Origin of the sequence: Aliamphritea hakodatensis, from assembly GCF_024347195.1 — a bacterium.
In the GTDB taxonomy this organism is placed as follows: domain Bacteria; phylum Pseudomonadota; class Gammaproteobacteria; order Pseudomonadales; family Balneatricaceae; genus Amphritea; species Amphritea hakodatensis.
In genome coordinates this window covers 1456196-1468528 of the sequence record NZ_AP025281.1, presented here as the reverse complement: position 1 = coordinate 1468528, position 12333 = coordinate 1456196, and the positions used below count along the sequence as shown (strand labels likewise).

The following is a 12333-nucleotide window of genomic DNA, read 5'->3' as shown; positions in this document are numbered from 1 at the left end:
TCTGCGGTTTTTTTTCAGCGCTGATTCGGCACCGGCTGACATGGATCAAACAGACATCAGCCTCTACGCCCTGAAACTGCTGACAATATCCAGACTTAAAAATATACTCGGTAAACCTTATCAGGTCAGATTCGCAGTAACCTATCCGACTCCAGGCAGTAACGTGTTCGATACTATATTTTCTGAATTTAGCAGCGATATTTACGCAAACTTTTTCGACCCACGTAAGCGTCTGTTTGTTGGGTATCTGGGCTGTGCCCTGATTATCGCTCTCGCCTGGCTGACCTTACTTAAGAAGCAAAAAATGACACATGCCTGGCGAACCTGCTTCGATAAACAGGCGTGGCTGTCCAGATCCAGTCGGGCCGACGGGCTGATTTTTATAATCAACAGGCTGTTATTTACTGTACTTGCACCCGCTTTACTCGCCAAGCTGACCATCGCCACCTTTATGTTTCAGTGGCTGCAAAGTACGGCAGGCTTCCGTCCGCTCATTCTTCTTGAGGACTGGCAGATAGCCGCCGGCTTCACCCTCTGGCTGTTTATTCTGGACGACTTTGCCCGCTTCTATCTTCACTACCTGATGCACCGCTGGCCGGTGCTCTGGGCATTTCACAAAGTACATCACAGTGCCCGTACGATGACGCCGCTGACGGTTCTGAGAACACATCCAGTTGAAGGGATTTTGTTTTCTCTGCGCAGTAGCCTTGTACAGGGTATCAGCATTGCTTTATTCGTATTCCTGTTTGCCAACCAGGTAGACCTGATTACCGTACTGGGGGCAAACGTACTGGTATTTGCGTTTAACGTAACCGGCTCCAACCTGCGCCACAGTCATGTTGCAATCCATTACTGGCAACCATTGGAACGCTGGCTGATCTCTCCGGCCCAGCACCAGATTCATCATTCCACAGCGCCACGGCATTTTGATAAAAACTTCGGGGCAGCACTGGCTGTCTGGGATCGCCTGTTCGGCTGTCTGCACTTATCAGAACCTGATACCCGGCTCAGTTTTGGCATCAGCAAAACAGAAGAGGCTAATGAGCATTCGTTAAAACAACTCTATCTGCAGCCTTTCGCTGAAGCAGCGCTTCTCATCAGGAATTCACTGCGAAAGCCCCGGATTTTTAAGACATTGATCCAGCGCAGATAAATCACTCAGCATCCGTAACGATGCTACAAATACAAACCGTTATCATTTATAATCGACTTAACTATCCGTTGGTCACCAAACAGACCAACCGCTAACCACCCACAGTAAGGTATCTTCGATGGCAAATCGTTTTGGTATTTTCGCCCTGACAGCCGGCACGTTATTTAGCTCATTCGCCCTTCCGGTACTGGCAGATTCAGATCTGGTCAATGTCTATTCAGCCCGTAAAGAAGCGCTGATCAAGCCCCTTCTGGATAAATTCGAAGCAGAAACCAACATTGTGGTAAACCTGGTCACCGGCAATGCGGATGCTCTGCTGAAACGTCTGCAGATAGAAGGTTCAGCCAGCCCGGCAGATGTTTTTATTACTGTTGATGCCGGCCGTCTGCAGCGGGCGAAAGATGCAAAAGTATTACAATCAATTACCAGCGAAACACTGGATGCTGCTATCCCTGCTCATTTGCGGGATACCGATCGCCAGTGGTATGGCCTGTCACAGCGTGCCCGGACGATCTTTTACGCAAAAGACAAAGTTGATCCTGCCCAGTTAAGCACTTATGAAGACCTGGCAGATCCTAAATGGAAAGGCAAAATCTGCTCCCGCTCTTCCAATAATGTTTACAACCAGTCGCTGGTTGCAGCGATGCTGGAAGCCAATGGCACAGAGCAAACCGAAAACTGGGCAAAAGGCTTTGTGAAAAACTTTGCCAAACCGCCTGCCGGTGGCGACACCGATCAGCTGCGGGCAGTCAATGCAGGCGTCTGTGACCTGACCCTGGCCAATACGTATTACTTCGGCCGCCTGGCCAACAGCAGCAAAGATGCAGACAAACAACTGGTTAACAATGTTGGCGTTTTCTGGGCAAACCAGGATGACCGCGGCACCCACGTTAACGTCAGTGGTGCCGGTGTAACCAAAGCCTCTAAAAACAAAGAAAACGCAATTAAACTGATTGAGTTCCTGACTTCCGCTGAATCGCAGAAGTGGTACGCCGAAGTCAACAGTGAGTACCCGGTTGTTGCAGGCAGCGATGTTTCCAGTGTACTCAGAGAATTTGGTGACTTTAAAGCGGATACTGTTGAACTCAGCAAACTGGGGGAAAACAACCGCGCAGCCGTTGAACTTATGGACCGCGCTGGCTGGAAATAAAGCCTGCCCTCCCTGCATAACGGCGCATGCCTCCAAGCGTTGCCACTCATTTTTAAGTGAAATGAGTGGCTGACGCTTTTTGTATTTTTGTAAGATTGATTTTTATGACGACGCAGACATTCAGCTCAACCGCCAGAAACATTAACTGGTTATCTGGCTCAGCCGTACTGATTGCAAGCATCCTTGCTCTCCCGGTACTGGTGATCTGCGCATTCCTGTTCGCAGGCTCTGTCGATGTCTGGAGTCATCTGTTCAGCACAGTACTGGGCGATTACGTAGGCAACTCGCTGGCGTTGCTGATTGGCGTCAGCGTCGGCGTTTTATTGCTGGGGGTCCCTCCTGCCTGGCTGACCAGCGTTTGTGACTTTCCCGGCCGCAAAATATTCACCTGGGCGCTACTGCTACCGCTGGCAGTGCCCGCCTATATCATTGCCTACACCTATACCGGACTACTGGATTTTGCCGGCCCCGTACAGAGCCTGATCAGGAACATCACCGGGCTTGGCTACGGTGAATATTACTTCTTCGAAATCCGCTCACTGGGCGGTGCCACCGTCATGTTATCTCTGGTGCTGTACCCGTACGTGTATCTGCTGAGCAGAGCGGCTTTCCTCGAGCAGTCAAGCAGTGCCCTTGAAGTCAGCAGAACCCTTGGATACAGCCGCCAGAAAGCCTTTTTCAAACTGGCTCTGCCACTTGCCCGCCCGGCAATCATTGCCGGCCTGACGCTGGCGTTAATGGAAACCCTCGCCGATTACGGCACCGTGCAGTATTTCGGTGTAGCCACCTTCACAACCGGTATTTTCCGCACATTCTATGGCTTGGGTGACTCGGCAGCCGCAGCACAGCTGGCGGCAATGCTACTGGGTTTTGTGGTACTGCTCATCCTGCTGGAAAAATATTCCAGAAGGCAGATTAAATACCATGCGAATAACGAGCAGAGAAAACAACCTAAGCTGGTTCAACTCTCTGGCATGCAGGCGACATCGGCTTTCTTTGTATGCCTGCTCCCGGTTTTATTTGGCTTCCTGCTACCCGGCGGAGTACTGCTCAACTGGGCCATAACACAGGCTGAATTTAATCCTCAGGATTTTATCGAACTTGCCTGGAATTCATTTACGCTGGCATCGGCAGCAGCCGTTCTGGCGGTGTGTCTGGCACTCATTCTGGCTTATGCCAGACGTATGAATGATCACAAACGTGTCCGGACATCGGTTATGGTCGCCGGCATGGGTTACGCGCTGCCCGGCACCATTATCGCCATCGGCATTCTTATTCCGATGGCATGGCTGGATCACCAACTGATCAACCTGTCTTCAGAATGGTTTGGCTTTAACCCCGGGCTGATCTTCTCAGGCACGTTATTCGCTCTATTATTTGCATATATGGTCCGCTTTCTGGCAGTCTCACTGGGGTCAATTCAAACCGGGCTGGATAAGATAAAACCCAGTGTTGACAGCGCAGGTCGCTCGCTGGGCTGTACTCCGACTCAGGTATTAAAGCGCATTCACGTACCACTGATGCGCAGCTCGGTCTTAACTGCGCTGTTGATTGTGTTCGTTGATGTACTCAAAGAACTCCCGGCAACACTGATACTGCGGCCATTCAACTTTAATACACTGGCCGTCAGGGCATTTGAACTGGCCTCTGATGAACGCCTCATTGATGCAGCCCCTGCTTCACTGATGATTGTCGCTGTCGGGCTGTTACCGGTAATATTACTGAGCCGTTCTATTGCCCGGGGAAAAGAATAATGCCTGCACTGAAAACCTCATCTGCTGTCATGCAGTCTGTTGTAAAGAGATGACTATGAACGCCCAGGGAACTTCACTGACATATCAGCTTGAACTGAAAGAGCTTGAGCTTGCCTATGGCAACAAGACCGTTGTGCATAATGCCAGCTTACAGTTAGCGGCCGGACAGATTGGCTGCCTGCTCGGCCCCAGCGGCTGCGGTAAGTCCACCCTTTTGCGGGCGATAGCTGGCTTTGAAAAACCGGTTAAAGGCAGCATCAGCACGGTCAGCAATACGATTTCTGATGTAAACGGTGTTCTGCCACCGGAGCAACGTAATATCGGCATGGTTTTTCAGGACGTTGCGTTATTCCCACACCTTACTGTTGCAGATAACATCCGTTTTGGTATCCGTCATCTGGACTCAGATCAACAGCAGCAGCGTATCAGCGAACTGCTCATGCTCGTTGGTTTACCGGAATATGCAGCACGCTATCCCCATGAATTATCCGGCGGTCAGCAGCAGCGCATCGCACTGGCAAGAGCACTGGCACCAAAACCTGACTTACTGCTGATGGACGAGCCCTTTTCCGGGCTGGATGCCAAGCTCCGTGAAACCCTGGTTCCTGAAGTCCGCCGTATTCTCAAGCAGGAAGGTATCAGTGCACTGGTTGTCAGCCATGACCAGTCAGAAGCCTTTTCGATCGCTGACTTAATCGGTGTTATGAACGAAGGTGAAATCCACCAGTGGGATCTGGCTAAGACAGTCTACCAGAGCCCTGCGACACCTTTTGTCGCGCAATTCGTTGGTCAGGGCAATCTGATCGATGCTACGGTCTCATGCGAACACTGTGTCGATACCGTACTGGGTAAAATCCGCAGCCCTGCCCCGCACTCACTGACGCCCGGCGAGCATGTAAAGCTGCTGGTCCGCCAGTATAACGTTCAGCAAAATCACGAAAGCCCTTATGCGGCTCAGCTACTGAAGAAAACCTTCCGCGGCGCTTATCACCAGTATCAGTTAGAACTCGAATCAGGTGAACACCTTATCTGTGCAGTACCGGCCAACGTTGAACACCAGCCCGGCGACAGCGTCCACCTCCAGCTGGATATCCGAAATCCGGTGTTATTCACAACGGACTAAATCACAGATCTTGCTAGAGAGCCTTGAAATACTGCCAGTTAAATGCGGCTCCGGGGTCAGTTTTCCGCCCCGGCGCAATATCTGAATGACCGGTAACCGCCTGCGCAGATAAGCCCGGGTAATACCCCTGTAAAGCTTTATGCACCTCCGACAGCCTCTGATACTGAATCAGGGTATAGGGCACATCGTCACAACCTTCCAGCTCAATTCCCACGGAAAAATCATTACAGGCCTCACGCCCCTGATATTCAGAAATACCCGCGTGCCAGGCCCGTTTATCAAATGACACAAACTGTACCATTCTGCCTGAGCGTTCAATCAGCAGATGTGCCGACACCTGCAGATGACAAATCTCAGCAAAGTAAGGATGTTTCCCGGCATTCAGCTTATTACAGAAAAATGCCTCCACATTACCGCCACCAAACTCACCCGGGGGCAAGCTGATGTTATGTACGACCAGTAAGTCAGGGGAGATATCTGCAGGCCGGTCATTCTGATTCGGGGATTCACAGATATCAGCATTCACTAACCAGCCATCAACAATTTTCATAAATAACCGCTCTTCCTCACACATTGAAACGCCACTGTGGTCTTACAAAGAAAAACTCAGGGTGCATATATTAACCGACTGAATTAGAATATCGCGCCATAAATTGCAGCCATTCTACCTTGTTCGCAGCTTTTGAAGCTATCAGATACAGAATGGCCGTACTGTTAAATAACAGCTTAAAACGAGAGACGCATGACTCAATCACCATTACTCGCAGACCTGCATTCAACTGTCGCAAATGCGCTGGCAGAGGATATTGGTGACGGAGATATTACCGCTCACCTCATCCCGGAAGATCAAACGGCTAAAGCACGGGTGATCTGTCGGGAAGATGCCGTTATTTGCGGCACCGCCTGGGTAACAGAAGTCTACCGACAGGTTGACGAGCGTATGCAACTGAACTGGAAAGTTGCTGACGGTGACCGGGTGAGTGCTGATCAGACACTATTTGAGATTGAAGGGCCTGCCCGCTCAATGCTGACCGCCGAACGGGCTGCACTTAACTTCCTGCAGACCCTATCAGGAACGGCAACCATCAGCGCGCATTACGCATCGCTGGTTGCCGCTACAGGCGTTAAACTGCTTGATACCCGCAAGACCATTCCCGGCCTGCGTAACGCCCAGAAATACGCGGTAAGCTGCGGTGGTGGCTTTAACCACCGTATCGGCCTGTATGACGCCTTCCTGATTAAAGAAAACCACATCATGGCCTGTGGTTCTATCGCAGACGCCGTCGCTACCGCTAAATACAACGAACCCGGCAAACCGGTAGAAGTGGAAGTGGAAAACCTGGACGAATTTCAGCAGGCACTGGATGCCGGTGCCGATACCGTCATGCTGGACAACTTCAGCCTGGAAAACATGCGCACAGCTGTTGCCAGGAACACCGAACTGGGTAAACCTTTAAAGCTGGAAGCATCCGGCGGCATTAACGATCAGACCTTACTGCCAATCGCAGAAACCGGTGTTGATTACATTTCTATCGGCCTGCTGACAAAAGACTGCCGGGCGATCGATCTGTCGATGCGGTTCATTTCAGAATAAAAAAGAAGTTTACGTGTTATTCAGGACCGGATAACACGTACTTTAAGCGCTGGCTTCAAACCCGGAAACAATCTCAGCGGCGACAATCAGCCCCGCCGATCAGCTTCCAGTCATCATTTTGCTGAATTTTTTCGATATCATAAACTTCGACAGCTGTGCGGTTTACATCAAACTTCCACAGTATCTTACAGATATCTTTCGCTCCGGCGGTAATAACAGCCTCATCAACAGCCCGCATACCGACAGCAAGAATATCACCGTCCGCCCACCACACCGGTGTTGCCGGATACCTTTCAGACTCCAGCGCTAATGCCGCTTCCACGGAAGCACGCTGCTGCGTAGTGACCTGCACCTTTTTAGTTTCAAGAAAGTAGCCAACACCAGCGGCTACAGCAATGACGATAATCAGAAGTGTTTTTTTCATAGACCAATTAAAACATAAAAAAAATCCGGCCTCAGCCGGATTTTTCTAAATAAATAGTCTATTAACAAAGACCTGCCTGAAGACAACTACCTGCACGGGTCCAAACCACCGTGCCGTTATTAATGACCCCTCTTAATTCGAAAACAGGCTGTGCGTTATTAACAGGATTAAAACCTACGCCCCTGGCAGTGATCACACCATCACCGTTACCCAGTCCAACAAAACCTACACGGGGCTGCGGCGCATCTGCTACATTACCGGGTATCCCAAGATTACCAGGAGCAAGGCTCGCCACGGCTACTATTTCATTTAACCTTACCGCTGTTTCAACCGCAGCTTTAAGCGGTTTCGTGGCCGTTATAACTTCAGAAAATCTTGCCCTGTCAGTATAAGTAGAATAAACAGGAAGGGCTATTGCAGCGAGAATCCCTATAATGGCTACTACAATCATCAATTCAATTAATGTAAATCCACGCTGTATTTCCATTACACTCTCCTCTGAACCACATTTTTTCCCACTGAGAAGATAAAAAAAGAGAGGCAATTGCCTCTCTTTTCTCAATAAGTAATCTTAGTTACTACACAGACCTGCTTGCAGACAAGTACCGCCTCGTGTCCAAGTTATAGTTCCATTACTAACTGCAGCTGTAAGTGTATAAGTAGGTTGAACATTCTGTGTAAAGCCCGCCCCTGTCGCCGTAATTACGCCATCAACTGCATTAATATCACCGACATTCGGCTGAGCAGGGTTTTGGTCACGTGCCGGGATTCCCACCTGACCAGCATCCAAGCTTGCTGCTTGAGTCACACCACCAGTCTGAACAGCCAACTCCATCGCAGTTTTATACGATCCCGCAGCCAGCATTACTTCAGAAAACTCAGCCCGCTCAGTATAAGTTCTGTATGCAGGTAATGCTATAGACGCCAAAATACCAATGATCGCAACAACGATCATTAATTCGATAAGGGTAAAGCCCTGTTGTTTTTTCATGCTTCTTCTCTCCACAGAGATTATTTTTAATTCATCCTTGCTCCAGCAAAACGCTCCCTTGCCGATAAGCCCTTCATCCTTGCTCCATACAAGCCTGAAGTCAGTATTACCCCAACTAGTATGTCAGTCCAGACATGGATATCACAAAATGACAGGTCTGCTGAAACAGATTTGTCTCTCTACACGCCAGTCAGTCCTTTGATTTTTCAAACCGGCGTATAAATGTTACTTTAGAACCCAAGACGAATACAAGGCAGCAAGACTGCTAAATTCAGCAGAGGAATCAATGAGTTTACAGCCTTTTCAACCCTTAAGCGGACTTGCCAGACGGCTGGTCAATGACGGTGTTTTTTCTTCAGATGTTGCCATGGAGGCACTTAAAACATCCCGTGAAGAGCAAACCCCGTTTATCTCCCATATTATTGCTAACCGTCTGGTCAGTGCTTACCGCGCAGCTGCCGCTGCCGCGGATGAGTTTGGCATGCCGATTCTGGATCTGGATATGCTCGATCCGGAAAGCATGCCTAAAAGCCTGGTTGATGAGAAACTCATCAGTAAACATCACGCCCTGCCGCTGATACAACGGGAGAATCGCTTATTTGTCGGCATCTCAGACCCGACCAATATACAGGCCCTAGATGAATTCAAGTTTAATACCGGTATAACCACCGAAGCGGTAATAGTTGAAGAAGACAAACTAAACCGCCTGATCGACAGTTTTCTTGACGAACAAAACTCTGCTCTGGAAGGCCTGGACGATGCTGATCTGGACAATCTGGACGTCGAAGATCCAACTGAAAATCAACAGGAGGATCAGGCCGACGATGCAGCTAATGATGCGCCAATTGTTCGTTTCGTTAATAAAATTCTGTTAGATGCCATTAAAAATGGCGCATCCGATATTCACTTTGAACCGTACGAAAAAAGCTACCGGATTCGTAGTCGGGTAGATGGCATTTTACAGGAAGTGGCTAAACCACCTACCAACTTAGCGCTGCAGCTGTCTGCCCGTTTAAAAGTTATGTCCCAGATGGACATTTCTGAACGACGCATGCCTCAGGACGGGCGGATTAAAATGCGCCTGTCGAAAAAACGCTCCATCGATTTCCGGGTAAACACCCTGCCCACCTTATGGGGTGAAAAGATTGTATTGCGTATTCTGGACCCCACCAGCGCGCAGATGGGCGTAGAAGCCCTCGGATTCGAACCGGAACAGAAGGCTCTGTATCTGGAAACGTTAGAAAAACCCCAGGGTATGATTTTGGTCACCGGCCCCACCGGCAGCGGTAAAACCGTTTCCCTCTATACCGGCCTGAACATTCTTAACACTACCGAACGCAATATTTCCACCGCAGAAGATCCGGTGGAGATTAACCTCGAAGGCATCAACCAGGTGCATGTAAACACTAAGGTAGGTCTGACATTTGCTGAAGCCTTAAGGGCTTTCCTCCGTCAGGACCCGGATGTAGTCATGGTGGGTGAGATCCGGGATCTGGAAACCGCCGAAATTGGCATTAAAGCCGCACAAACCGGCCACATGGTGCTCTCCACCCTGCACACCAACAGCGCCCCGGAAACCCTGACCCGACTGCGCAACATGGGGGTGCCGGCATTTAACATAGCCACCTCCGTCAGTCTGATTATTGCCCAGCGGCTGGCAAGACGCCTTTGTACCCACTGTAAACAGCCGGCAAACATCCCAAAAGAGGCACTAAAAGAAGCAGGCTTTAGTGATGAGCAGCTCACTAATCAGTTAAGCTTGTTTGAAGCTAACCCTAAGGGCTGTGGTAAGTGCAACAAAGGATACAAAGGACGGGTCGGTATTTACGAAATGCTGTCTATGAGTCAGGAAATAGCCGAAAGCATTATGTCCAACGGCTCTTCATTAGATATTCAGGCGGTTGCTGTAAAACAGGGATTTAAAACCTTACGCCATTCCGGGTTACACAAAGTAAGTCAGGGCCTCACCAGCCTTGAAGAAATCAACCGGGTAATCAAGGTTTAACAGGACGGTGTTAGCAATACATGGCCATTAAAAAGAAAGAAAAATTACCTACTACCTTTATATGGGAAGGCAAAGATAAAACCGGCAACCCCAGTAAAGGAACAATAGATGCTGAAAACCTGACCATTGCCAAGGCCCAGTTACGCCGTCAGGGCTTACTTCCCAGAAAGGTACGAAAACAAACCAGCAGCGTTTTCAGCAAGGCCTCCAAGCCAATAAAACCATTAGACATTGCCCTTTTTACCCGCCAAATGGCCACAATGCTTAAATCCGGTGTTCCACTGCTGCAAGGATTTGATATCGTCTCGAACGGCATTGAAAAAATACAACTAAAAAAAGTCATCAATGAGCTGAAAAATGACGTTAACAGCGGCACCAGCTTTGCCAAAGCACTGGAGAAACACCCAAAGTACTTTGATGAATTATTCTGCAATCTGGTTCAGGCGGGCGAACAGTCTGGCTCACTTGAGACCATGCTTGACCGGATCGCCACCTACAAAGAAAAAATTGAATCCCTGAAAGCTAAAATTAAAAAAGCCATGACCTATCCCATCGCCGTTATTGTGATCGGGGTCATTGTATCTGCCATTTTGCTCATTAAGGTGGTTCCGCAGTTCGAAAGTGTTTTCCAGTCTTTTGGGGCTGAACTGCCCGCCTTCACCCAGTTCGTTGTGGGACTTTCCGTGGTGGCCCGCGAATGGTGGTTCATTGCCTTGTTAGCAATAATTGTCTCAGGTTATCTGTTCCAAAAATCGATGCAAAGCTCAGCGAAGCTTCGAGCGTCCGTTGACCGCGCGGTACTGAAACTGCCCATCATCGGGAAAATCCTGCATAACTCAGCCATCGCCCGGTTTGCCAGAACCCTTTCTACCACCTTTGCTGCGGGCGTCCCATTAGTTAATGCCCTGGAATCAGCGGCAGGTGCTTCGGGCAATATTGTCTATTCAACGGCCATCATGCAGATTAAAAATGGCGTTTCTACCGGTCAGTCTTTAAAAAACGCCGTAAATATGACCGGGCTGTTTCCGCCGATGGCCACACAGATGATTGCAATCGGCGAAGAAGCAGGCTCTTTAGATATGATGCTCGATAAAATTGCTAATTTCTACGAGGAAGAAGTTGATAATGCCGTGGATAATCTGTCCAGCCTGATCGAACCCATGATCATGGCAATATTAGGTATCCTGGTAGGTGGACTGGTTATCGCCATGTACCTGCCAATTTTCCAACTTGGCTCAGTTATTTGAATCGATACAACGAATTACTATTTTATGATTATTGAATACATTGCAGCCACTCCCTGGTTTTCTATTTCTATTACCCTTATTTTTTCGCTGTGTGTAGGTAGCTTCCTCAACGTAGTGATTTATCGCCTGCCAGTGATGATGGAACGGGAGTGGGAAGAACAGATAGCTGAATTAAATGAAAGCACTGAAGCCACGCCAACTGATAAATTTAACCTGAGCGTACCCGCTTCTGCCTGCCCGAATTGTCAGCACAAGATTCGCTGGTATGAGAATATACCTGTTCTCAGCTACCTGTTTTTAAAAGGGGCCTGCTCGTCCTGTAAAATAAAGATATCACTCCGGTACCCGTTTATTGAGCTGACAACAGGATTACTCAGCGCCTGTATCGTCTACCAGTTTGGTTTTAATCTGGTCAGCCTGTCACTGGTCTTTTTAACCTGGTGCCTGATCTGCCTGACTATGATTGACGTTGACCACCAGCTACTGCCGGATAAGATCACCCTGCCGCTGATCTGGCTGGGTTTAATCGTGAACAGTTTTGATTATTTTACCTCACTGCCACAGGCCCTTTGGGGGGCAGTACTTGGCTACCTGTCCCTGTGGAGCATTTACTGGCTATTTAAATTACTGACCGGCAAAGAAGGCATGGGATACGGCGACTTCAAGTTGCTTGCTGCACTGGGTGCCTGGGCAGGTGCCAGCATGCTGCCGCTGATTATCCTGCTTTCCTCACTGGTCGGCGCTGTGCTTGGAATAACCATGATCCTGTTGCGCCGGCATGAGGCTCAGAACCCGATTCCTTTTGGGCCTTACCTCGCCTGTGCCGGGTGGATCGCAATGCTTTGGGGCAGTGAAATAACCGGTTTTTATTTACACTTCCTTCAGGTATAAC

At 49.2% G+C, this 12333-nt stretch carries 12 protein-coding genes; 8 read left to right on the top strand and 4 right to left on the bottom strand.

What is annotated here, in order from left to right:
- Positions 1-40 precede the first annotated feature (40 nt).
- The 4 genes from PCI15_RS06690 to PCI15_RS06675 all read left to right on the top strand — a co-directional run bounded on the left by PCI15_RS06690 (position 41) and on the right by PCI15_RS06675 (position 5180).
- On the top strand, positions 41-1153 hold the full coding sequence (locus tag PCI15_RS06690; RefSeq protein ID WP_271273559.1) for a sterol desaturase family protein: 1113 nt from the start codon (positions 41-43) through the stop codon (positions 1151-1153).
- A 118-nt stretch (positions 1154-1271) separates the two neighbouring features.
- Complete coding sequence (locus PCI15_RS06685) at positions 1272-2303, top strand: Fe(3+) ABC transporter substrate-binding protein (protein WP_271273558.1); 1032 nt, start codon at positions 1272-1274, stop codon at positions 2301-2303.
- A gap of 104 nt (positions 2304-2407) precedes the next feature.
- Entirely contained in the window at positions 2408-4057 is a 1650-nt protein-coding gene (locus tag PCI15_RS06680) for an ABC transporter permease (RefSeq protein ID WP_271273557.1), read from the top strand.
- 55 nt (positions 4058-4112) lie between these two features.
- Complete coding sequence (locus tag PCI15_RS06675) at positions 4113-5180, top strand: ABC transporter ATP-binding protein (protein WP_271273556.1); 1068 nt, start codon at positions 4113-4115, stop codon at positions 5178-5180.
- A gap of 13 nt (positions 5181-5193) precedes the next feature.
- Here the strand turns inward: PCI15_RS06675 and ampD are convergent, their stop codons facing one another.
- Positions 5194-5730 carry a 1,6-anhydro-N-acetylmuramyl-L-alanine amidase AmpD gene (gene ampD / locus PCI15_RS06670; protein ID WP_271273555.1) on the bottom strand — a complete coding sequence of 179 codons (537 nt, stop codon included), beginning with the start codon at positions 5728-5730 and terminating at the stop codon, positions 5194-5196.
- A gap of 192 nt (positions 5731-5922) precedes the next feature.
- On the opposite strand from ampD, the gene nadC reads away from it, so the two are divergent.
- Positions 5923-6774, top strand: coding sequence for a carboxylating nicotinate-nucleotide diphosphorylase (gene nadC, locus PCI15_RS06665; protein ID WP_271273554.1), 852 nt, complete (start codon positions 5923-5925; stop codon positions 6772-6774).
- Between the two features lie 73 nt (positions 6775-6847).
- On the opposite strand, the gene PCI15_RS06660 is transcribed toward nadC, so the two are convergent.
- The 3 genes from PCI15_RS06660 to PCI15_RS06650 form a co-directional block, all read right to left on the bottom strand.
- On the bottom strand, positions 6848-7198 hold the full coding sequence (locus PCI15_RS06660; RefSeq protein WP_271273553.1) for a hypothetical protein: 351 nt from the start codon (positions 7196-7198) through the stop codon (positions 6848-6850).
- Positions 7199-7259: 61 nt separating this feature from the next.
- A complete protein-coding gene (locus PCI15_RS06655; protein WP_271273552.1) occupies positions 7260-7685 on the bottom strand; it encodes a pilin in 426 nt (141 codons plus the stop codon).
- Between the two features lie 84 nt (positions 7686-7769).
- The gene (locus PCI15_RS06650; protein ID WP_271273551.1) at positions 7770-8189 is read right to left on the bottom strand and encodes a pilin; all 420 of its coding nucleotides are present in this window, start codon (positions 8187-8189) and stop codon (positions 7770-7772) included.
- 286 nt (positions 8190-8475) lie between these two features.
- Here PCI15_RS06650 and pilB point away from each other — a divergent pair, with 286 nt between their 5' ends.
- From pilB to PCI15_RS06635, 3 genes are read left to right on the top strand one after another with little or no spacing between them, the layout of a single operon-like run.
- On the top strand, positions 8476-10194 hold the full coding sequence (pilB, locus tag PCI15_RS06645) for a type IV-A pilus assembly ATPase PilB (RefSeq protein WP_271273550.1): 1719 nt from the start codon (positions 8476-8478) through the stop codon (positions 10192-10194).
- 20 nt (positions 10195-10214) lie between these two features.
- The gene (locus PCI15_RS06640) at positions 10215-11441 is read left to right on the top strand and encodes a type II secretion system F family protein (RefSeq protein WP_271273549.1); all 1227 of its coding nucleotides are present in this window, start codon (positions 10215-10217) and stop codon (positions 11439-11441) included.
- A 24-nt stretch (positions 11442-11465) separates the two neighbouring features.
- Positions 11466-12332 carry a prepilin peptidase gene (locus tag PCI15_RS06635; protein WP_271273548.1) on the top strand — a complete coding sequence of 289 codons (867 nt, stop codon included), beginning with the start codon at positions 11466-11468 and terminating at the stop codon, positions 12330-12332.
- The last annotated feature ends 1 nt before the right edge of the window (position 12333 follow it).

Coding starts and splice junctions, on each gene's coding strand:
- PCI15_RS06690 (WP_271273559.1), top strand. CDS start 41: ATGGATCAAACAGACATCAGCCTCTACGCCCTGAAACTGCTGACAATA.
- PCI15_RS06685 (WP_271273558.1), top strand. CDS start 1,272: ATGGCAAATCGTTTTGGTATTTTCGCCCTGACAGCCGGCACGTTATTT.
- PCI15_RS06680 (WP_271273557.1), top strand. CDS start 2,408: ATGACGACGCAGACATTCAGCTCAACCGCCAGAAACATTAACTGGTTA.
- PCI15_RS06675 (WP_271273556.1), top strand. CDS start 4,113: ATGAACGCCCAGGGAACTTCACTGACATATCAGCTTGAACTGAAAGAG.
- ampD (WP_271273555.1), bottom strand. CDS start 5,730: ATGAAAATTGTTGATGGCTGGTTAGTGAATGCTGATATCTGTGAATCC.
- nadC (WP_271273554.1), top strand. CDS start 5,923: ATGACTCAATCACCATTACTCGCAGACCTGCATTCAACTGTCGCAAAT.
- PCI15_RS06660 (WP_271273553.1), bottom strand. CDS start 7,198: ATGAAAAAAACACTTCTGATTATCGTCATTGCTGTAGCCGCTGGTGTT.
- PCI15_RS06655 (WP_271273552.1), bottom strand. CDS start 7,685: ATGGAAATACAGCGTGGATTTACATTAATTGAATTGATGATTGTAGTA.
- PCI15_RS06650 (WP_271273551.1), bottom strand. CDS start 8,189: ATGAAAAAACAACAGGGCTTTACCCTTATCGAATTAATGATCGTTGTT.
- pilB (WP_271273550.1), top strand. CDS start 8,476: ATGAGTTTACAGCCTTTTCAACCCTTAAGCGGACTTGCCAGACGGCTG.
- PCI15_RS06640 (WP_271273549.1), top strand. CDS start 10,215: ATGGCCATTAAAAAGAAAGAAAAATTACCTACTACCTTTATATGGGAA.
- PCI15_RS06635 (WP_271273548.1), top strand. CDS start 11,466: ATGATTATTGAATACATTGCAGCCACTCCCTGGTTTTCTATTTCTATT.